We start from the raw sequence: 19,276 nt of genomic DNA, 5'->3' as shown, positions 1-19,276 counted from the left end.
ACCTCCCTGACCTCTTCGCGAAGTGGGGCCGTAGCTCAGTTGGGAGAGCGCGTCGTTCGCAATGACGAGGTCAGCGGTTCGATCCCGCTCGGCTCCACCATTTCCTCTCGATATCTGAGACGCCGGGCAATCTGCCGGCGTGCTGCGTCCGCCATGCTGCGGTATGAGGCGTCAATGTGGCCGCGCCCCGCCAAGACGGCATCAATAAGGCAGTGGGGCTTGTGACTACTGAAGCAGACGGATCATGCCGCGCCGCACAAATTCAACCACTTAACAGACACAACCCCCCCAATATGAACGGGAGATGAACGCCATCTGACTGTATTTGTTGGCCTTTTATAGCCTTAATCAGGATTAATTTTCAGCAAACTCCGCCCCTACCCGTAGAGCGTGCCGGGCATGTCCCCGGCATCGGAGTAGCGGGGCGGGGATGGACTGGTTTTCTCTTCAAGAGGCGGTTGCGGGCCTGATCGGGGGGCTGGGCGACTGGTTTGCCGATCCGGCCATCCGGGCCGAACTCGGCGAGGCTGTGCGCATATACTGGACCGTGCTGTCCTGGGCGACGGTCTATGCCGCGCTGGTGATTTTCGTCTCCTCCATCGATGACGCGTTTCTGGATCTTTATTACTGGGTGATGACGGCGCAGAACCTCGTCTTGAGCCCCTTCCGCCGCATCCCGTCAGTGGAAAAGCTGCGCGCCATGCCGGAGAAGCGGCTCGCCATACTGGTCCCGGCCTGGCAGGAGGCGGATGTTATCGCCCGCATGGTCGATCACACCATTCAGGAGCTTGATTACACCGCCTATGACATCTTCATCGGGGTCTATCCCAATGATGCGGACACGATCCGCGAGGCCGACGCGCTGGTGGCCCGCCATGGTAATGTCTACCGCGCCAATGTCGGCCATCCAGGGCCTACCTCGAAAGCCGATTGCCTGAACTGGATCATCCAGAACGCGATTGCCCGCGAGTTCCAGACCGGCAGGCGCTATGACGCTTTTGTCATGCACGACAGCGAGGACGTCATCCATCCTCTGTCGTTCAAGGTGATGAATGCGTGGCTGGACCGGGCCGACATGGTGCAATTGCCTGTCCTGTCGATGCCGCGCGCCTGGAATGCGCTGGTGGCAGGCCATTACATGGACGAGTTTGCCGAGTGGCACACCAAGGATCTGGTCGCGCGCTCTCACCTGACTGCACAAGTGCCCTCTGCCGGGGTGGCCACCGCCCTGTCACGGCGCGTCATTGATCTGCTCAATACCGAGCGCGAGAACCTGCCTTTCAACACTGATAGCCTGACCGAGGACTATGATATTGGCCACCGCCTGTATGAGGCCGGGTTCAAGTCGGCTTTCGTGCGCTATTTTGCCCGCGTGCGCGTGACAACGCCCAAAGGCAAGCGCCGCACCCGCCGCGAGCTGGTCTGTACGCGCGAGTTCTTTCCTGACCAGATGAAGGTGTCGGTGAAGCAGAAATCACGCTGGATGCTGGGCATTTCCTATATGGGCTGGCGCCAGCTGGGCTGGGTGGGCCCGCTCGTGCACCGCTATTTCCTCTATCGCGACCGCAAGGCGATCTGGACCGCGCCGACCGGCATGCTGGCCTATTTCATCACCCTGCAGTGGGCGCTGTACTGGCTTGTTTCGGCTACCATTCCCGAAGCGGGTGGCCTGCCGCCCCTGATTGATCCCAAAAGCTGGGTCTGGGCGATTGTGCTGATCAATTTCTGGTTCCTTGTGAACCGGCTGGTTCACCGGCTCATCTTCACCGGCATCACGCACGGGTTCAAATACATGGCACTGGTGCCGGTGCGCATGGTGGTCGGCAATTATATCGGCTTTCTCGCCGCGGCGCGCGCCAACCGGCGCTGGATCGTCCACCTGATTACCGGCGTGGCGATCACCTGGGACAAGACCATGCACTCCTATCCATCTCCCGAGGAGATACGCCGCACCCAGTCGAGCTTTGCCTCGCATGAGAGGCCTGCCGCCCGCCGCCCGCTGCCCGAGACGCTGACGGCAAGCCTTGCCAGCCCTGTGGCGGCGTCTTCTGCCTCGCCTGTGCCAGCGGACATACCCTTTAATTTTGATCTGGACAGACGGGCCGGTGTGCTGATGCAAAGAGTGCCAGCCCCGCCGCCCATGCCTGTTCCGGCCCGTATCGCGGAGACAATGTCATGATTCATGCCCGCCCACGCCTGACGCGCCTTCGGTTCAATACGGCGCTTGGCCTTCTTGCTGCCGGTCTGCTGTTTGAGTCCGGGGTGGATCTGGACCGCGCCGTTTCGGCGTTCGCCAGCAATTCTGGCCAGATGGCCTGCGGCTATGAGCATTTGCGCGCGCAGGCCGTCAATGCCGGCACGGCCCAAGGCTGGATGATGGCCGGTGATTGTGCCGTGACGCTGGGCGATCCGGCGACGGCGCTGGAAGCCTATCTCTACGCGCACACGATTGGCGGCATGACTGGGGACGAGACCCTCTATGTGCTGCGTTCCATCGGCTTCCAGGCGGAAGCCGCCGGTGATCTGAACCGCTCGCGCTGGGCGTGGGTGGAGGCGGCCAGCCTGTCACAATCTGCCAGCGACCGTCTGCGGGCGGCGCGGGCGCTGCGGCTGGCGGGCGAAGAGGGTGCAGCGCGCGCCCGGCTGGCCACACTTGATGAAACGGCTTTTGACGGCAGCGAACGGGCGCTCTTTTATGAAGAACGCGCACGCACGATTGCCGCTGATCAGCCGCTCGAGGCGGCCATGTGGATGGACAGGGCAATAGCCATCGAGCCGGCCGCTTTCCGGCATTTCGACAAGGGCCTCTGGCTGCAGGCGGCGGGTGATCATGCGGGGGCGCTGATCGCGCTGGAAGCAGCCCATGCGGCGGACCCGCACAACCGCGATATTGCGCTGGCAAACGCCTATGCCTACCGGCGCGCTGGCCGCCATGATGAGGCCGCGCTGATCTTTGCCGATGTGGCGGGGCGCGAGCAGCTCAATCTCAGCGTACGCGAAGAGGAAGGCTATGCCCGTGCGGCGGCCGGACAACGCAGCGCCGCCGCCACCGCCTTTCGTGATGCCATTGACCGTCATGGCGAGGCGGGCACGGGCAATGATGATCCGGCGCGCCTCTATCGCTTGCGCCGCGAGGTGGAGACGCTGGAGCGCACCACCTATTTCACCGGCTATCTGACCTATCGAAATGACGCGGTTTTCAGCGGGTTCACCCTGCCTGAACAGGGCAGTTTTGAAAGCCAGATCGGCATGGAGGCGGGCTGGCGCCCGGAGGCGCTGTACCGGGCAGGCCGGGGCCTTACCCTCTATGGGCGCGCTTACCAGAGCCTTGAGGCCGGATCGCTCTCGCTTGCCGATGATACGTTGCAGCTTGGTCTCGGTGCGCGCTGGAGGCCGTTAGCCGACCATGATTTCAGCCTTGCCGGTGAACGCCTGATCGCGGGCGGTGATCTGGCGCGCGATGCCTGGCTCCTGCGGGCCTCCTATGGCTGGACGCAAGGGGGCGACTGGAACCCGGTTGCTGACCGCTGGGTCTATACCAGCCTTTATGGCGACCTCGCCTGGATACCGGACGATCCGCAATTCATGTCCGCCTATGCCTCGGTGCGCCATGGCCTGCGCTTCCGGGCCGGAGAGGGCTGGGCCGTCACGCCCTATCTCACCGCCGTGGGTCAGATTTCCGATGACAGCTTTGTCACGCGTGAGCGGCTGGAGGCAGGCGCCGGGGTGATGGTCTCGCGCTGGTTTGGTGAAGATCAGTACCGCGCCTACCGCCACCGGGTCGATTTCGAGCTGGAATACCGGGCGGGTACAGGCGACACGCCCGATCACAGCGTGATTGGCCGTGTGGTGGTCAATTTCTGACAATTCACGTGATCTCAATGCCTATGCCCGATTTAACTGGAAGCTGAGGGCCGCCAGGCGTATAAACCTTGCCCTGGTATGGTTATTGGCACAGGCAGGGCATGGCGCTTCTCGCTTCCATACAGGCAGGCAGTGTTATCAAGACTGCGCTCGGCGCGGTTCTTGTGGCGGCTGGCCTTTCAGTATCGGGACGGGTTGCAGAGGATTATGCCTTGCGCGAGCGCGCCTATGCGCTGGCCGGAAGCGGGCAGTGCCGCGCCGCGCACAGCGCCTTTGCCGAACTTGCCCGTTCCAGCGGAAATGTGCGCGACTGGCTGGCAGCCGCCACTTGCGCCATCGAAGCTGGGGACCATGACCGGGCGGTGACGGCGCTGCAGGCCGTACTGGCCGAGCGCCACACACTCACCCTTGATGAGCAGCTTTTTGCCCTGCGCAGCTATGGCTATCGCGCTGAAGCGGCTGGTGACCGGTCGGGCACGCGCCAGGCATGGCGTGATGCAGCGGCGCTGTCGGGCGCTGCACAGGACCGGCTGATGGCGGCGCGCGCGGCCCGGCTTGACGGAGACCATGATGTGGCCCGCGCAGGGCTTGCCAGCCTGAGCCCCGGGGCTTTACCAGCGCAATTTGCAGCCATCTGGCATGACGAGCAGGCAAGCCATGCGCGCCTGGCCGGGCGTAACCGTGAAGCCCTGTCGCATATCGACCAGGCGATTGCCGCAGAAGACACGCCGTGGCGGCGCTATGAACAGGGCGTGGTGATGACGGCGCTTGGCATGCACCGTTCAGCGGCCCATGCGCTGGTGCTGGCCCATGAGGGTGCGCCGGATAATGCCAATATCCTTGTCTCGCTGGCCTATGCCAGCCGGGCCAGTGGTGAAACCGCCAGCGCGCGCGATTATTACCGCCAGGCCGTCAGCCTCGACCCGGAACTGTCTCGCCTCAGCGCTGATTTCTAGCCGCGTCTCGCCAACCGCTTGTTTACGCATGACGGGCTAATATCCCTGTCATGGAAACCCTGTTTGCAACCCTTCTGGCGGCTGCCGCCCTTGCGCTTGCCGGTCCGCCGCCGCCGGCTGAGGAAACGGCTGCGCCCGTCTCTGACCGGGTGCTGTCCACATCGTCAAGCTATGTGCGTATGGAGCCGGTTTCGGCTTCGGTGCGTGCCGGCGCCTATATGGGGGGTGTGCTGGAGGTCCAGTTCTCGCTGGATATTCCCGACGAGGCCCTGCGCGAGCAGGCGCGCGCCAGCACGCTTCGCCTGCGCGATGGCTATGTCACGGCGCTGACCAGCTATGGCGGGCTTGGCTACCGGGCAGGCGATGTGCCCGACTTCGTCCGTATCACACGTCTGTTGCAGCAATCGACCGACAGGACGCTCGGCGCACGCGGCGCCGAGGTCCTTATCCGTTCGATTGCGCTGCACGAGCCATAGGCCCGTACCCTGCCGCGCCCGTCAGCCGCGCGGCACGATGGTGAAGGTGACGGTCTCGCCGGCGGTATTCTCGCCTTCCCAGCTATCACCGAGGCTCAAGCCCTCCTGAATGGGCTGGCAATTGGTTTCGCCGCTCGCGCGGCTGGTACACAGTTCGCCGCCCTGAACCTCCCAGGTGCCGGAAATGCCGACATCGCTGGAATAGGTGCCGTCCTCGTTCAGCATCACCGTGTAGGTGACGCTGTCGGACTGGACCTGAAGCGCATGTTCAAGCAGCGCATCAACAGACGCGCCATGATCGTCCGCGCCAAACAGCGCAAGGCTGGCAGCAAGCATGGTCAGCATGAATACATCTCCCTTCGATTGCCCATGCCCTGTTGTGACAACGGGGCCGTCTGGCCCCGTCCCGGCATGGTTAACGGGAGCTTAACCAAAGCCCGGCTCAGGCGGAAGCGGCTTCATTGATGAATCTGGCCATTTCGACGTCCAGCGCGCTGACCCCGTCGCAATCATGCGTCGTCAGAACGATTTCCACCTTGTTGTAAACATTGAACCATTCAGGATGATGGTCCATCTTGTCGGCTTTCAGGGCGACGCGCGTCATGAAGCCGAACGCCGCGTTGAAATCATCGAATTTCACCGTGCGCGTGATGGCGTCTCGCGATCCTTGCGCCTTCGTCCAGCCGTCCACCTGCTTCAGGGCGGCATCAGCGCCAATTTTCTGCGGGGCCATTTATCGCTCCTTCGCCGTTTACACAAAAAAGACTCATCGCTGGCATAGTCGGTTCCGGTGAAACAAGAAAGGAGGCGGCAGACATGACCCGCTTTCTCGTATCCGAAACCAATCCTGGCGGACGCAAGCTGGAGGATATTCTCATCCAGCTGCGCGCCGAAGTGCTGACGCGTTCGACGAAAATCTCCGAGGACACGCGGCCCGAAGCCCTGCACGTGATGGGCAACAACATGAAGATACTGGAGCATTTGTCGGCAGCGATCGAGCTGGCGCAGGACTCCACCCATCTTCTGGACCGTGCCTTCGGCCCGTCGGAAGCCGCTCATGGCGGTCCGCCGCGGATCGGTGTGGCTTAAGGCGCGCTGCACTTCACGTTCTGCTTGAACTGAAAGGCTCAAGCGGCCAGCCTTGCTGAACTCGCACCGTTCAGCATCAGGGCCGCGCCATGACTCCATTCCAGTTCAGAACTGTTCCCCACATCGTTTCCGCGCCCGGCGCAGCTACTCAACTGGCCCGCCATGCCGCGCCTGCCCTGAAAGGCGCCAGACGCCTGCTGGTTGTCACCGACAAGGGTGTGATGGGGCTGGGCCTGCTCAAGGGCGCTCTGGAAGGGCTGAAAGCGGACGGTTTTCAGGTCCATGTGTATGACAAGGTGGTGGCCGACCCGCCTGAGAGCGTGATCCAAGAGGCCGTGGCCGAGGGGCGCGAATTCGGGGCCGAGGCTGTGATCGGCTTTGGCGGCGGCAGTCCGATGGACACTGCCAAGGTGGTCGCCCTGCTACTCGGCTCCGACCAGCCGCTTTCCGACATGTATGGCATGGACCGTGTGAAGGGGCCGCGCCTGCCGCTTATCCTCATTCCCACCACGGCCGGTACCGGCTCGGAGGTGACGAGCGTGGCCGTCATCACGACGGGGGCGACATCCAAGCGCGGTATTGCCGCTGCGCCGCTTTATGGAGACATGGCGGTGCTTGACGCGGATCTGACGCTGGGCCTTCCCAAGCATATCACGGCGGCGACCGGCATTGATGCCATGGTTCACGCCATCGAGGCCTTTACTGGCAAGCGGTTTAAAAACCCGGTCTCTGATGCGCTGGCGCTGGCGGCGCTAAAGATGCTCCACGTCAATCTGGAACGGGTGTGCAAGGACGGTTCGGACCGCGAGGCAAGGGCCGGCATGCTGCTTGGCGCCATGCTGGCGGGACAGGCCTTCTCCAACTCGCCGGTGGGCGGGGTGCATGCCATGGCCTATCCGCTGGGCGGCATGTTCCACGTGCCGCACGGGCTTTCCAACTCGGTCGTGCTGCCGCCCGTTCTGCGCTTCAATGCCAGCGCAGCCGAAAACCTCTATGCCGAGATTGCGGGTCATATCGGCTTGCAGGCCAGCTCTGCCGGGCTGATCGCGGAAATGGAGCGCATTGCCGATGCGGTGGGGATTGAGCGCCGCCTCTCACAGCTGGGCATCAGCCACAACGATATTCCCGCCATGGCCGAGGATGTGGCGGCCAATGACCGGCTATTGCCCAATAATCCGCGGCCCATGGCCTATGGTGATATCGTTGCCATGTATGAGGAAATCCTGTGAGCGGGCGTGAACCGCCTGCGCGGCGGCCCGATTACGCGGCGTTCGAGCGCATCGAGACGCGCTGGGCCGACAATGATGTCTACGGCCACATCAACAATGTCACCTATTACGCCTATTTCGACACGGCGGTGAACCGCTGGCTGGTGAAGGCAGGATTGCTGGACATTGCCGCTGGCGATCCCATCGGCCTCGTGGTCGAAACCGGCTGCCGCTATCACGCGCCGGCGGCCTTCCCCGACCGGCTGGAGGCGGGGATACGCGTGGGGCGGCTGGGTAATTCCTCTGTGCGCTACGAGATCGCGATTTTCCACGAAGGCGGGGAGGAGGCCATTGCCGAGGGCCATTTCACCCATGTCTATGTCGACCGTAAAACCCGCCGCCCGGTTTCCCTGCCCGAAAGCTGGCGCAAGGCGCTGGAGAGGCTGGCGGGTTAGGAAGTCTCACGCCTCCAGCGGATATTCCGCCTCGATCTCATAGGTATTGGGGCCACGGCTACGGCTGTGGCTGGAATAGAGGTGGAAGCGGTCGGCCAGAAAGGGCTGCGACTTCCATAAGTTCAGCCGCTCCTGGAATTTCTGCACCCGCACTATCTCGGCCATGTTGAGATAAGCGACCGTCAGGTGCGGCGTGTAATTGCGCTTTTCCATGTCCATCCCGGCCTTCACCCCGGCGCGGTGACACTGACGGGCAAGGCGTTCGAGCGGTTCGCCGCCATCCACACCCAGCCACAGCGCATGCGGGCTCGCCTTGCCAAAATGGCCAGTGCCTTTCAGGCGCAGCTCGAACGGGGCAATGCGTATGAGGGACAGCTCGTGATCGAGCTCTGCGATCATGTCTTCGGGCCATTCGCCATAGAAGGCGAGGGTGATGTGGAAGTTTTCCTCCGGGCGCCATTTCGCGCCGGGCACGCCTTTGAGGAGCGGGCTTACCCGCTCGGCGATTTCCTCCGGCACAGGCAGGGCGGCAAAGACACGTAAGGCCATGGCCCATTAGCGCCCTGCGCCGGGTGGAGGGTCAAGGCCCCGCCCCATTGCAATGTGCAGCCAACAGGCGTATAAGCGCGCTCATCAGGTTCGATGTGCCGGATGGCACTATCGGGCGGCTCTCATCGGGGGCCGCCTTTTTCATTGCCTTTTTTGGCCAGTTTGCCGCTTCGGAGCCCTCTTTGAGAACACGCAACCGCCAGGACGAGATCATTGCCGCGCTCGCGGACCCGGTCGCTGACGCGATCGGCTATGAGATCGTGCGCATCCGCGTGTTGTCGGGCAAGCGCCAGACCGTGCAGATCATGGCGGAAAAGGCCGACGGCACGATGGATGTGGAAGATTGCGCGAAGCTGTCGCGCGCCCTGTCCGAAGTGTTTGAAACAAACGATCCGATTTCGGGCGAATATGTGCTGGAAGTCTCCTCGCCCGGCATTGACCGCCCGCTGACCATGCTCGCCCATTTTGAACGCTGGGAGGGGTTTGAAGCCAAGATCGAGCTCGACCGGCTGGTAGAGAACCGCAAGCGCTTCCGGGGCATTCTGGCCGGGATCGAGGGCGAAAACGTGCTGATCGACCTCGAGGGCGAGGAAGAGACGGCCATGTTGCCGTTTGAATGGATTGCCGAGGCCCGCCTTGTGCTGACCGATGCGCTGATCGCCGAGTCCCTAAAAGGGCGCGGCGGGGAAGCCCCGGTCTGGACAGACGGGGCCGAAACCGTGACTGACGACACCCAAACCGACAAAACCTCAAAGACCAACAGATAACAGGATACTCATCATGGCCATCGGGGTCAGCGCCAACAGGCTGGAACTTCTGCAGATTGCCCGCGCGGTTGCGCAGGAAAAGATGATTGACGAGCCGCTGGTGCTCGCCGCAATCGAGGAAGCGATCCAGAAAGCGGCGCGCTCGCGCTATGGCAGCGAGCTGGACATACGCTGCTCGATCCATCCCAAGACCGGCGAGATGAAGCTGACCCGCCACACCACAGTGGTTGAGGAAGTCGAGAACGACTCCCAGGAAATCAGCCTGGAAGAAGCTAAGAAAATGGACCCGAATGCCGAGATCGGCACCGTGTTCGAGGAAGAGCTGCCGCCGATCGAGTTTGGCCGCGTCGCTTCGCAGACCGCCAAGCAGGTGATCACGCAGAAAGTGCGCGAGGCCGAGCGCGAGCGTCAGTACGAAGAGTACAAGGACCGTATCGGCGAGATCATCAACGGCATCGTCAAGCGCGTCGAATACGGCAATGCGATTATCGATCTGGGCAAGGCCGAAGGCATTATCCGGCGCAATGACGCGATTCCGCGCGAGGCGCTGCAGCCCAATGACCGCGTGCGCGCCTATATCTACGATGTGCGCACCGAAGTGCGCGGGCCGCAGATATTCCTGTCGCGCGCACACCCGGACTTCATGGCCGCCCTGTTCGCGCAGGAAGTGCCGGAAGTCTATGAAGGCATTATCGAAATTCCCCGCGTGGCGCGTGACCCGGGCAGCCGCGCCAAGATCGCCGTCATTTCCAATGACAGCTCCATCGATCCTGTGGGCGCGTGCGTCGGCATGCGCGGCAGCCGCGTCCAGGCGGTGGTGAATGAGCTGGCGGGCGAGAAGATCGACATCATTCCGTGGAATCCGGATCCCGCGACCTTCATCGTCAACGCGCTGCAGCCGGCGGAAGTCGCCAAGGTGGTGCTGGACGAGGAAAGCCAGCGCATCGAGGTGGTGGTCCCTGATGACCAGCTGTCGCTGGCCATTGGCCGCCGGGGCCAGAATGTGCGCCTTGCCAGCCAGCTGACCGGCTGGTCGATCGACATCCTGACCGAGGTTGAAGAGAGCGAGCGCCGCCAGAAAGAGTTCACCGAGCGCACGGCCCTCTTCATCGAAGCCCTTGATGTGGACGAGGTGATTGCCCAGCTTCTGGCAACAGAGGGCTTCACTGATGTGGAAGACCTCGCCTTTGTCGAGCTGGATGAAATCGCCGTCATTGAAGGCTTTGATGATGAAACGGCTGAAGAAATCCAGACGCGCGCGCGCGAATTCCTCGACAAGCGGGCTACCGAGCAGGATGCCCGCCGCAAGGAGCTGGGCGTGGACGACGCGCTTCTGGAGATTGACGGCGTCACCCTGCCGATGGCGGTGAAGTTCGGCGAGAACGAGGTGTTCACGGTCGACGATCTGGCCGGCATGACGCCGGACGATCTGCGTGGCTGGTACGAAACCCGCGATGGCGAGCGCGTGCGTGAGCCGGGCATTCTTGATGGCTTTGATATCGAGGCCGCCGACGCTGAACGCCTCATCATGAAGGCCCGCGTGGCCGCTGGCTGGATTTCCGAAGAGGACCTGCCTGCCGAGGAGCCCGAAGAAGCCGAGGCGGACGCAGGGGCGGACATCGACGAGGCCGTCGAGGACGCGCTCGCCGAGGATGGCGAGTTTGACCTTGCCGCGCTGGAGGCCGAGGCCGAGCGCCTGGGCGTGGACCTTGAAACCCTCATCAATGCGGGTGAGGAAGCTGAGACGGCGGAGGAAGACGAAGACAGGTGAGCCGCGGCGTACGGGAAACCCGCGTGAAGACGCCCCGGACACGGCGCTGCATCGCGAGCGGTGAGACCGCTCACGAGGCCAGCCTGATCCGTGTGGTGGCCAGTCCTGACGGGATGGTGGTGCCGGATATTGCGGCCAAGCTGCCCGGACGCGGGGCCTGGATCAGCGCCAGCCGGGAGGCGGTTGCCACCGCCATAAGGCGCAAGGCCTTTCAGCGGGCTTTCGAGGGGCCGGTAACGGTGCCTGAGGGGCTTGCTGACGAGATCGAAAGACAGCTTGCCGCACGGGCACTGTCAATTTTAGGTCTCGCAAGGCGCGCAGGACGGCTCGCAATGGGGTATGATGGCTCCAGAGGTGCCATCACCGCATCGCCGCCGCCGGCCTGGCGCATCGAGGCCAGTGACGGCGCGGCGGACGGGCGGCGCAAGCTGGACCAGCTGGCGCACGGTGCGGCGCCGGGTGTTCCTGTGGCGATGTGTTTCAGCGCCGGGGAACTTGGCGCGGCGCTTGGGCGCTCCGGTGTGGTGCATCTTGTGCTGTCACCGGGACCGGAGGCTGCGGCGTTCGGAGTGTTGATGGGCAAGCTGGCCGGTTTCAGGGCCACAGGCCCGCAAACGCCGGACGGCCCGGCACGAGAGAGTTGAAACGGCAGGCAGGACCGCTAGTTTAGCGGACCTTTCGCCAGAGCCGGATGGACAGGGCAGTAAGCATTGCTGCGGCGCAGTGCTTCGACAGGCCTTTTATGCAGAGCCGCGATGAAAGACGTTTATGAGCGACGCTGACGAACGCAATCCTTCGGGCCGCAAGCCCCTCACCCTCGGCGCCCGTACCGGATCGGGTACCGTGCAGCAGAGCTTTGCGCGCGGCCGCTCCAAGGCGGTTGTGGTTGAGAAGAAACGCAAGCGGATTGCTCCAGGCGCTTCAGGTGCGCCTGCGGGCAAGGATGCCGGCACACCGGCTGGCAAGCCTGCTGCCAGCGACGCTGACAAGGCGCGTGCAGCGCTGGCCGCCAAGGCCAAGCAGCTCGGGCTTTCCGAAGAAGAGCTGATCCGCCGCCAGCGGGCGATTGCGCGTGCGCGGGCCGAGGCCGAAGAGCGTGACGCGAAGAAGAAGGCTGAAGAGGCCGAGCACGCCCGCAAGGCCGAAGAGGACCGTAAGGCTCTCGAAGACCAGCGCCGGCGTGAGGAAGAGGCCCGCAAGGAGGCTGAGGCCCGCAAAAAGGCCGAGGCCGAACGGGCCGCGGCGCCTGATCCGGCTGACATTCCTGTTCCCGTCGATCCCGACACGGCCAAACCCCTGCGCAAGGTTGTCGACAAGGACGCCCGCGCCAAGGACGAGGCGCGCGGCGGTGACGTTGAGGATGACGAGGGCCGCGCCAAGAAGAAGCTGGCTCCGGCTGCCAAGGCTGCGCCGTCACGGTCCAAGGATGCTGGCGAGCGCCGCCACAAGGGGCGCCTGACCATCCAGAATCTCGTCGAGGACGATGAGGGGCGCCAGCGCTCACTCGCCTCGATGCGCCGCGCCCGTGAACGCGAGAAGCAGCGCCGCACGCAAGGCGGCACCGAGCGCGAGAAGGTTGCGCGCGACGTTGTCGTGCCGGAAAGCATCACCGTGCAGGAACTGGCCAACCGGATGGCGGAACGCGCCGCCGATGTGGTGAAATTCCTGATGAAGCAGGGCCAGATGGTCCGTGCTGTGGACTTCCTTGACGCCGATGATGCCGAGCTGATCGTTGAAGAGTTTGGTCACCGCGTGAAGCGCGTGTCGGACGCGGATGTGGAAGAAGGCTTCATCTCTGCAGATGATGCTGAAGAGACCAAACAGCCGCGCCCGCCGGTCGTGACCATTATGGGCCACGTTGACCACGGCAAGACCTCGCTTCTCGATGCCCTGCGCTCCACCGACGTTGCTGGCGGCGAGGCCGGTGGCATCACGCAGCATATCGGCGCCTATCAGGTGCAGCTGAAATCCGGCGAGAAGATCACCTTCCTGGATACGCCTGGCCACGCCGCCTTCTCGGCAATGCGTGCCCGCGGGGCGCAAGCCACCGATATTGTGATCCTGGTGGTGGCCGCTGATGACGGCGTGATGCCGCAGACGGCGGAAGCCATCAATCATGCCAAGGCGGCCGGCGTGCCGATGATTGTGGCGGTCAACAAGATCGACAAGCCCGATGCGACGCCGGACAAGGTGCTCAACGAGCTTCTCCAGCACGAGATCGTGACCGAATCCATGGGCGGTGACGTCCAGTTCGTGCCGGTCTCCGCGCTGAAGAAGATCGGTCTTGATGAGCTGACTGACGCGATTTCGCTGCAGGCGGAAATGCTGGAGCTCAAAGCCAATCCAGACCGCTCTGCCGAAGGCATCGTGATCGAGAGCCAGATCGACAAGGGCCGCGGCCCGGTCGCGACCGTTCTGGTCAAGCGCGGCACGCTGAAACGTGCCGATATCGTTGTCGCCGGTGTTCAATGGGGCAAGGTGCGTGCGCTGACCAATGAGCGCGGTGCGCAGATGAGCGAAGCCGGTCCGTCACTGCCAGCCGAGATTCTCGGCCTTGATGGCGCGCCGGAGCCGGGCGAGGCCTTCTCGGTGGTTGAGAGCGAGGCACGCGCGCGTGAAATCGTCGATTACCGCATGCGTCAGCGCCGCGACAAGTCGGGCGGCACGGGCGGTGGCGGCACATCGCTGGAACAGATGATGGCCCGCCTGCAGCAGAACGAAGTGCAGGAACTGCCCGTCCTCATCAAGGCGGACGTTCAGGGCTCTGCCGAGGCGCTGACCGGCGCGCTGGAAAAAGTGGGCAATGAGGAAGTGCGTGCCCGCGTCATTCATGCGGCCCCGGGCGGTGTGTCAGAGGCCGATGTGCAGCTGGCGAAAGCCTCCGGCGCTCCGATCTTTGCCTTCAATGTGCGCGCCAACAAGCAGGCGCGTGATCTGGCCGAGCAGGAAAAGGTCGAGATCCGTTATTACTCGATCATCTATGACGTGATCGACGACGTGAAGAAGACGCTGGAAGGCCTTCTGGCACCTGAGAAACGCGAAACCTTCATCGGTTACGCCGAGATTCTGGAAGTCTTCAACATCACCAAGCTTGGCAAGGTGGCCGGTTGCCGCGTGACCGAAGGCGTGGTGCGCCGCGGCTGCGGTGTGCGCCTGCTGCGCAATGACACCGTCATCCATGAAGGCGAGCTCTCCACGCTCAAACGCTTCAAGGACGAGGTCAATGAAGTGCGTGCCGGCACCGAATGCGGCATGGGCTTTGTCGGCTATCAGGACCTGCAAAAGGGCGACCAGATCGAGTGCTTCACCGTGGAGGAGATCGAGCGCAAGCTCTGATCATCTCGCACCAGACCGCAGAGTGACAAACCCCGGCTGGAAACAGCCGGGGTTTTTGTTTGCGGCAGGGAAGGCGCAGGCGGCCGGGGAACACGCGCGGGTCCGGCAGGGTTGAAGCGGGGATGCCTGAATTGAAGGATCCCGGATGAACGCCTCTCTTGTCTTGCCCGTTATCATGGTCGTTATCGCAGGTGCTGCGGTTGCGACGCAGCCGGCGTTCAATGCCCAGCTTGCCGCGCTGCTGCATTCCCCTTTGCGTGCCGCGCTGGTGAACTTTACGGCGGGCGCGCTGATACTGCTCAGCCTGGTACTGGTCTTCGCCCTGCGCAACGGATTGCCTGCCCGCGAAACCATGGTCTCTGTGCCTCCTTATCTTTGGATTGCAGGCGGTGCGCTCGGTGCGCTGTTCGTCACCACATCGGCATGGGCGACACCCAAGATCGGGGTAGGGGCCTTCTTCTCCGTGCTCATCGCCGCGCAGCTTATCGCGGCGCTGGTGATGGACCATTTCGGTCTTCTGGGCCTTGATGTGCGTCCGGCCAATCTGATGCGCATTGGCGGTGTTCTTCTTCTGATGGCCGGTGCCATCATGGTCGTGCGCGGCTGAGCGGCTTGCCAGCGGGCGTACAAGCGCGTATCACCCGCCCCCTTCTCAAGGGCGTCCCGGTTCAATCCCGGCCCGTCCTGCGCGGAAACGAGGTGCAGACCCATGAAAGCCCAATCCCAGAGGCAGCTGCGCGCCGGTGAGCTGGTGCGCCGGGCGCTGGCCGATATCATCGCCGAAGGCGCGATCCATGATCCGGCGGTGGCAGGCGTGCCGGTGACCGTCACCGAGGCGCGCATGAGCCCCGATCTGCGCCATGCGACCGTGTTCGTCGCCGCCATGGGCCAGGCTGACCGGGTGAAGCTGGCAAAGGCGCTCGATCACGCATCTGGCTATCTCCAGCGCGAGCTGGCCCGCCGGATTGATCTGCGCTTTACGCCCAAGCTGCGCTTTGAAGCCGATGACCGCTTTGATGACGCCGCCCATGTGGACGAGGTGCTCTCACGCCCTCAGGTGAAACGCGATCTGGATTAGGAAGGCGCTTCTTTCTCTCGTCACCCCCGCGCAGGCGGGGGTCCAGAGTTTGTTTTGCGAGGACGTTGAAAGCCAGCTCTGGGCTCCCGCCTGCGCGGGAACGACGAAACGGAGTTAATTATCAGGCAGGACCGGAAACATAATGGCACGCAGGAAAAAGGGTAATCCGGTCGATGGCTGGGTCTTGCTGGACAAGCCCGCCGAGATGACCTCGACGCAGGCCGTGTCTGCGGTGCGGCGCATTTTCGATGCCCGCAAGGCCGGGCATGCCGGCACGCTGGACCCGCTGGCGACGGGCCTGTTGCCGATTGCGCTGGGTGAGGCCACCAAGACCGTGCCGTTCGCGCAGGACGGCATGAAAACCTACCGCTTCACCATTCGCTGGGGCATCTCCACCGATACGCTGGACGCCGAAGGCGAAGAGACAGCGAAAAGCGATGTACGCCCTGCGCGCGCGGCCATCGAGGCTGTCCTGCCGCAATTTGTTGGCGAGATCGGCCAGATACCGCCTGCCTTCTCGGCCATTCGTGTGGATGGCGCGCGCGCCTATGATCTGGCGCGTGCCGGCGAGATTGTGGAGCTGGAAGCGCGCACTGTGCGCATTGATGCGGTCTCCCTGCTCGATACGCCGTCCGCAGACCTTGCCGTTCTGGAAATGCATTGTGGTAAAGGCACCTATGTGCGCTCTCTGGTGCGCGACATTGCGGCGGCGCTGGGCGCGGAGGGCCATGTCGCCGCGCTGCGCCGGGTGGCGGTCGGGCCGTTTGATATCGCGGACGCCATCACGCTGGCTGATCTCGATGCGCTGAAATCTGAGGGCCGCGAAAGCGAAGCGCTCGATCCCGTCCACGCCGCTGCCAGCGATCTGCCGGTACTGGATGTAACCCCTGATCAGGTGGCTTATTTGCGCCAGGGCCGGGCCATTGTAGTGCCGCCCCGCCGGGTCGAGGCTTTGCGGGCCTTGCGCTGTGAGCGCTGGATAGGCGACCGGGACTGTTCGCGCTCGGTACTGGCGATGGACGGCGATGAGCCGGTTGCCATTGGCGACCTGCAGGCGGGCAAGCTTTCGCCCTGGCGGGTATTTGTGCCGTCCGGGGCCTGATCCTCGCGCGCATGTGAGCGTGTATTCGCCTTACATGCCTTGCTATCGGCACACTTTGCGTCCATAAGCACCGCGCATGACTGCCGACCTTGCTGGACGGTGCCCTGGCAAGGCCGGAAATGACCGGCACTGAGGAGATGACATATGTCGATCACTGCAGAGCGCAAAGCTGCGCTCATCAAGGAATATGCCCGTGAGGCCAACGACACCGGCTCGCCGGAAGTCCAGGTGGCCGTGCTCTCCGAGCGCATCGCCAACCTCACCGAGCATTTCAAGACTCACAAGAAGGACAATCACTCGCGCCGGGGCCTGCTCAAGCTCGTCTCCCAGCGCCGCCGCCTTCTTGACTATCTGGCCCGTATTGACGAACCGCGTTACCGGGTCCTGATCGCAAAGCTGGGCCTGCGCCGCTAGGCTCTGCTTCCCTTCAACGCCGGTCACCCCCTGGTGACCGGCGTTTCCTTAGGGGCCGTGATGGTCACGGCCCTGTCCGTACGTACGAGAGAACATGTTCAATATTCAAAAAGAGACGATCGACTGGGCTGGACGCCAGCTCACCATTGAAACCGGCCGCATGGCCCGCCAGGCAACCGGATCGGTTCTGGTCACTTACGGCGAGACAAGTGTGCTCGCGACCGCCGTGGCGATGAAACAGGTCAAGGACGGGATCGACTTCTTCCCGCTGACCGTGAACTACCAGGAAAAATACTTCGCAGCCGGGAAAATCCCCGGTGGCTTCTTCAAGCGCGAAGGCCGCCCGACCGACAAGGAGACGCTGACCTCGCGCCTCATCGACCGGCCGATCCGCCCGCTCTTCCCCAAAGGCTTCAAGAACGACACGCAGGTCATGCTGACCGTGCTGTCGCACGACATGGAAAACGATCCCGATATCGTGGCCATGGTCGGCGCGTCGGCGGCGCTGGTGCTGTCCGGCCTGCCTTTCCTTGGCCCCATCGGCGCTGCGCGCGTGGGTTACAAGGATGGCGGCTATGTCATCAATCCGACCATTGACGAGATGAAAGAGTCCGATCTTGACCTGGTTGTCGCCGGTACGGGCGACGCCGTGATGATGGTCGAGTCCGAAGCGAAAGAACTGACCGAAGAAATCATGCTCGGCGCGGTGATGGCTGGCCACGAGGCCTTCCAGCCCGTGATCGACATGATCATCCGCCTGGCGGAAAAAGCCGCCAAGGAGCCGTGGGACTTCGTGCCGGAAGACCATTCCGAGCTGGAAGCCAAAGTCCAGAAGCTCGTCGGCAAGGACATCGCCAAGGCCTACACCATCCAGAACAAGGCAGAGCGCTACGCCGCTGTTGGCCTTGCCAAGGAAAAGGCGCTTGCTGAACTCGCCCTGTCGGAAGCCAATCCGGACGGTGCTGATCCAGTGGTGCTCAAAGGCGTGCTCAAAGACGTGGAAGCGTCTGTCGTGCGCGGCGGCATCATCAAGACCGGCAAGCGCATTGACGGCCGTAAGCTCGATGATGTGCGCGCCATCGTGTCGGAAGCGGGCATTTTGCCGCGCACGCACGGTTCGGCACTCTTCACCCGCGGTGAAACGCAGGCGCTGTGCGTCGCCACGCTCGGCACCGGTGAAGACGAGCAGATGATCGACGATCTGACGGGGATGTATAAGGAGCGCTTCATGCTCCACTATAACTTCCCGCCCTATTCGGTCGGTGAAACCTCGTTCCGCCTGGCTCCGGGCCGCCGCGAAATCGGCCACGGCAAGCTGGCCTGGCGGGCCATGCGCGCGGTTCTGCCGAGCGCAGAGGATTTCCCCTACACGATCCGTCTGGTCTCCGAGATCACCGAGTCCAATGGTTCGTCCTCGATGGCGACGGTGTGTGGTTCATCCCTCGCGCTGATGGATGCCGGTGTGCCGATCAAGCGTCCGGTTTCGGGTATCGCCATGGGCCTTATCAAGGACCCGGAAGGCATTGCTGTTCTCTCCGATATTCTCGGTGATGAAGATCATCTCGGCGATATGGACTTCAAGGTGGCCGGTACGGAAGTCGGCATCACCTCGCTGCAGATGGACATCAAGATCGCCGGCATCACCAAGGAGATCATGGAAACCGCCCTTAGTCAGGCTCATGCCGGGCGCGCCCATATCCTTGCCGAGATGAACAAGGCGCTTACTGGCGCCCGCGGCGAACTGGCTGATACTGCGCCGCGCATCGAGCAGATGAAAATCCCGGTCGACAAGATCCGCGATGTTATCGGCACGGGCGGCAAGGTGATCCGCGAGATCGTGGAGAAGACCGGCGCCAAGGTGAATGTCGAAGACGATGGCACGATCAAGATCGCCTCGTCTGATGCCGCGTCGATCAAGGCGGCCCGCGACTGGATTCACTCCCTGACGGCCGAGCCGGAGCAGGGCGCGGTCTATCAGGGCAAGGTGGTCAAGGTCATGGACTTTGGCGCCTTTGTGAACTTCTTCGGCGCGCGTGACGGCCTCGTTCACGTCTCGCAGCTGAAAGCCGAGCGCGTCAATCACCCGAACGACGTCGTCAAGGAAGGCGACCTTGTATGGGTGAAGCTGATGGGCTTTGACGACCGGGGTAAGGTGAAACTTTCCATGAAGGTCGTGAACCAGGAAACCGGCGAGGAAATCGCCACTGAGGG

General features: G+C 63.1%; 19 protein-coding genes and 1 tRNA gene. 17 read left to right on the top strand and 3 right to left on the bottom strand.

What is annotated here, in order from left to right; genetic code table 11:
• Nucleotides 1-24 precede the first annotated feature (24 nt).
• From ACTIGC_RS00100 to ACTIGC_RS00080, 5 genes are all read left to right on the top strand, one after another.
• Nucleotides 25-100: transfer RNA gene (locus ACTIGC_RS00100), tRNA-Ala, on the top strand.
• Between the two features lie 330 nt (nt 101-430).
• Nucleotides 431-2,179, top strand: coding sequence for a glycosyl transferase family protein (locus tag ACTIGC_RS00095; protein WP_439632473.1), 1,749 nt, complete (start codon nt 431-433; stop codon nt 2,177-2,179).
• Nucleotides 2,176-3,864 carry an NfrA family protein gene (locus ACTIGC_RS00090; RefSeq protein ID WP_439632472.1) on the top strand — a complete coding sequence of 563 codons (1,689 nt, stop codon included), beginning with the start codon at nt 2,176-2,178 and terminating at the stop codon, nt 3,862-3,864. Before ACTIGC_RS00095 ends, ACTIGC_RS00090 begins: the two co-directional genes overlap by 4 nt.
• A 101-nt stretch (nt 3,865-3,965) precedes the next feature.
• A complete protein-coding gene (locus tag ACTIGC_RS00085; protein ID WP_439632471.1) occupies nt 3,966-4,820 on the top strand; it encodes a hypothetical protein in 855 nt (284 codons plus the stop codon).
• A gap of 50 nt (nt 4,821-4,870) precedes the next feature.
• Nucleotides 4,871-5,296, top strand: coding sequence for a hypothetical protein (locus ACTIGC_RS00080; RefSeq protein ID WP_439632470.1), 426 nt, complete (start codon nt 4,871-4,873; stop codon nt 5,294-5,296).
• A 21-nt stretch (nt 5,297-5,317) separates the two neighbouring features.
• Here ACTIGC_RS00080 and ACTIGC_RS00075 read toward each other — a convergent pair whose 3' ends face one another.
• Together ACTIGC_RS00075 and ACTIGC_RS00070 are read right to left on the bottom strand one after the other, a co-directional pair.
• The gene (locus ACTIGC_RS00075) at nt 5,318-5,641 is read right to left on the bottom strand and encodes a hypothetical protein (RefSeq protein WP_127569108.1); all 324 of its coding nucleotides are present in this window, start codon (nt 5,639-5,641) and stop codon (nt 5,318-5,320) included.
• A 97-nt stretch (nt 5,642-5,738) separates the two neighbouring features.
• The gene (locus ACTIGC_RS00070; RefSeq protein WP_127569106.1) at nt 5,739-6,029 is read right to left on the bottom strand and encodes a 4a-hydroxytetrahydrobiopterin dehydratase; all 291 of its coding nucleotides are present in this window, start codon (nt 6,027-6,029) and stop codon (nt 5,739-5,741) included.
• 83 nt (nt 6,030-6,112) lie between these two features.
• Between ACTIGC_RS00070 and ACTIGC_RS00065 the strand changes: the two genes are divergently transcribed.
• The 3 genes from ACTIGC_RS00065 (at nt 6,113) to ACTIGC_RS00055 (ending at nt 8,048) form a co-directional block, all read left to right on the top strand.
• Nucleotides 6,113-6,385 carry a histidine kinase gene (locus ACTIGC_RS00065; protein ID WP_127569104.1) on the top strand — a complete coding sequence of 91 codons (273 nt, stop codon included), beginning with the start codon at nt 6,113-6,115 and terminating at the stop codon, nt 6,383-6,385.
• A gap of 89 nt (nt 6,386-6,474) precedes the next feature.
• Nucleotides 6,475-7,614 carry an iron-containing alcohol dehydrogenase gene (locus tag ACTIGC_RS00060; RefSeq protein ID WP_439632469.1) on the top strand — a complete coding sequence of 380 codons (1,140 nt, stop codon included), beginning with the start codon at nt 6,475-6,477 and terminating at the stop codon, nt 7,612-7,614.
• Nucleotides 7,611-8,048 (top strand): acyl-CoA thioesterase, encoded by a 438-nt coding sequence (locus ACTIGC_RS00055; protein ID WP_439632468.1) that lies wholly within the window; start codon nt 7,611-7,613, stop codon nt 8,046-8,048. Before ACTIGC_RS00060 ends, ACTIGC_RS00055 begins: the two co-directional genes overlap by 4 nt.
• A 6-nt stretch (nt 8,049-8,054) precedes the next feature.
• Here the strand turns inward: ACTIGC_RS00055 and thpR are convergent, their stop codons facing one another.
• The gene (thpR, locus tag ACTIGC_RS00050; protein WP_439632467.1) at nt 8,055-8,597 is read right to left on the bottom strand and encodes an RNA 2',3'-cyclic phosphodiesterase; all 543 of its coding nucleotides are present in this window, start codon (nt 8,595-8,597) and stop codon (nt 8,055-8,057) included.
• Between the two features lie 143 nt (nt 8,598-8,740).
• Between thpR and rimP the strand changes: the two genes are divergently transcribed.
• The 9 genes from rimP to pnp form a co-directional block, all read left to right on the top strand.
• The gene (rimP, locus tag ACTIGC_RS00045) at nt 8,741-9,364 is read left to right on the top strand and encodes a ribosome maturation factor RimP (RefSeq protein WP_439632922.1); all 624 of its coding nucleotides are present in this window, start codon (nt 8,741-8,743) and stop codon (nt 9,362-9,364) included.
• 13 nt (nt 9,365-9,377) lie between these two features.
• The gene (gene nusA / locus ACTIGC_RS00040) at nt 9,378-11,135 is read left to right on the top strand and encodes a transcription termination factor NusA (protein WP_439632466.1); all 1,758 of its coding nucleotides are present in this window, start codon (nt 9,378-9,380) and stop codon (nt 11,133-11,135) included.
• 23 nt (nt 11,136-11,158) lie between these two features.
• Nucleotides 11,159-11,779: an RNA-binding protein gene (locus ACTIGC_RS00035; RefSeq protein WP_439632465.1), complete on the top strand. Its 621-nt coding sequence runs from the start codon at nt 11,159-11,161 to the stop codon at nt 11,777-11,779.
• Between the two features lie 124 nt (nt 11,780-11,903).
• On the top strand, nt 11,904-14,471 hold the full coding sequence (gene infB, locus ACTIGC_RS00030) for a translation initiation factor IF-2 (RefSeq protein WP_439632464.1): 2,568 nt from the start codon (nt 11,904-11,906) through the stop codon (nt 14,469-14,471).
• Nucleotides 14,472-14,616: 145 nt separating this feature from the next.
• Complete coding sequence (locus ACTIGC_RS00025; RefSeq protein WP_439632463.1) at nt 14,617-15,078, top strand: DMT family transporter; 462 nt, start codon at nt 14,617-14,619, stop codon at nt 15,076-15,078.
• A gap of 102 nt (nt 15,079-15,180) precedes the next feature.
• Nucleotides 15,181-15,549 carry a 30S ribosome-binding factor RbfA gene (gene rbfA, locus ACTIGC_RS00020; RefSeq protein WP_439632462.1) on the top strand — a complete coding sequence of 123 codons (369 nt, stop codon included), beginning with the start codon at nt 15,181-15,183 and terminating at the stop codon, nt 15,547-15,549.
• Between the two features lie 142 nt (nt 15,550-15,691).
• Entirely contained in the window at nt 15,692-16,651 is a 960-nt protein-coding gene (gene truB, locus ACTIGC_RS00015) for a tRNA pseudouridine(55) synthase TruB (RefSeq protein WP_439632461.1), read from the top strand.
• A gap of 144 nt (nt 16,652-16,795) precedes the next feature.
• Entirely contained in the window at nt 16,796-17,065 is a 270-nt protein-coding gene (rpsO, locus tag ACTIGC_RS00010; protein WP_188450554.1) for a 30S ribosomal protein S15, read from the top strand.
• A 94-nt stretch (nt 17,066-17,159) separates the two neighbouring features.
• Nucleotides 17,160-19,276, top strand: a 2,117-nt coding sequence (gene pnp / locus ACTIGC_RS00005; protein WP_439632460.1) for a polyribonucleotide nucleotidyltransferase, incomplete at its 3' end; no start/stop codon positions are given.

This window comes from Glycocaulis sp., from assembly GCF_051859565.1.
Lineage (GTDB): Bacteria > Pseudomonadota > Alphaproteobacteria > Caulobacterales > Maricaulaceae > Glycocaulis.
This window is presented reverse-complemented; position numbering and strand designations above follow the sequence as displayed.

What these genes read in the sequence shown, in the direction of transcription:
- ACTIGC_RS00080 (WP_439632470.1), top strand. Translation starts at nt 4,871, where the DNA reads ATGGAAACCCTGTTTGCAACCCTTCTGGCGGCTGCCGCCCTTGCGCTT.
- infB (WP_439632464.1), top strand. Translation starts at nt 11,904, where the DNA reads ATGAGCGACGCTGACGAACGCAATCCTTCGGGCCGCAAGCCCCTCACC.
- rpsO (WP_188450554.1), top strand. Translation starts at nt 16,796, where the DNA reads ATGTCGATCACTGCAGAGCGCAAAGCTGCGCTCATCAAGGAATATGCC.
- ACTIGC_RS00025 (WP_439632463.1), top strand. Translation starts at nt 14,617, where the DNA reads ATGAACGCCTCTCTTGTCTTGCCCGTTATCATGGTCGTTATCGCAGGT.
- ACTIGC_RS00060 (WP_439632469.1), top strand. Translation starts at nt 6,475, where the DNA reads ATGACTCCATTCCAGTTCAGAACTGTTCCCCACATCGTTTCCGCGCCC.
- nusA (WP_439632466.1), top strand. Translation starts at nt 9,378, where the DNA reads ATGGCCATCGGGGTCAGCGCCAACAGGCTGGAACTTCTGCAGATTGCC.
- truB (WP_439632461.1), top strand. Translation starts at nt 15,692, where the DNA reads ATGGCACGCAGGAAAAAGGGTAATCCGGTCGATGGCTGGGTCTTGCTG.
- ACTIGC_RS00085 (WP_439632471.1), top strand. Translation starts at nt 3,966, where the DNA reads ATGGCGCTTCTCGCTTCCATACAGGCAGGCAGTGTTATCAAGACTGCG.
- ACTIGC_RS00070 (WP_127569106.1), bottom strand. Translation starts at nt 6,029, where the DNA reads ATGGCCCCGCAGAAAATTGGCGCTGATGCCGCCCTGAAGCAGGTGGAC.
- ACTIGC_RS00075 (WP_127569108.1), bottom strand. Translation starts at nt 5,641, where the DNA reads ATGCTGACCATGCTTGCTGCCAGCCTTGCGCTGTTTGGCGCGGACGAT.
- rbfA (WP_439632462.1), top strand. Translation starts at nt 15,181, where the DNA reads ATGAAAGCCCAATCCCAGAGGCAGCTGCGCGCCGGTGAGCTGGTGCGC.
- thpR (WP_439632467.1), bottom strand. Translation starts at nt 8,597, where the DNA reads ATGGCCTTACGTGTCTTTGCCGCCCTGCCTGTGCCGGAGGAAATCGCC.
- ACTIGC_RS00090 (WP_439632472.1), top strand. Translation starts at nt 2,176, where the DNA reads ATGATTCATGCCCGCCCACGCCTGACGCGCCTTCGGTTCAATACGGCG.
- ACTIGC_RS00095 (WP_439632473.1), top strand. Translation starts at nt 431, where the DNA reads ATGGACTGGTTTTCTCTTCAAGAGGCGGTTGCGGGCCTGATCGGGGGG.
- ACTIGC_RS00065 (WP_127569104.1), top strand. Translation starts at nt 6,113, where the DNA reads ATGACCCGCTTTCTCGTATCCGAAACCAATCCTGGCGGACGCAAGCTG.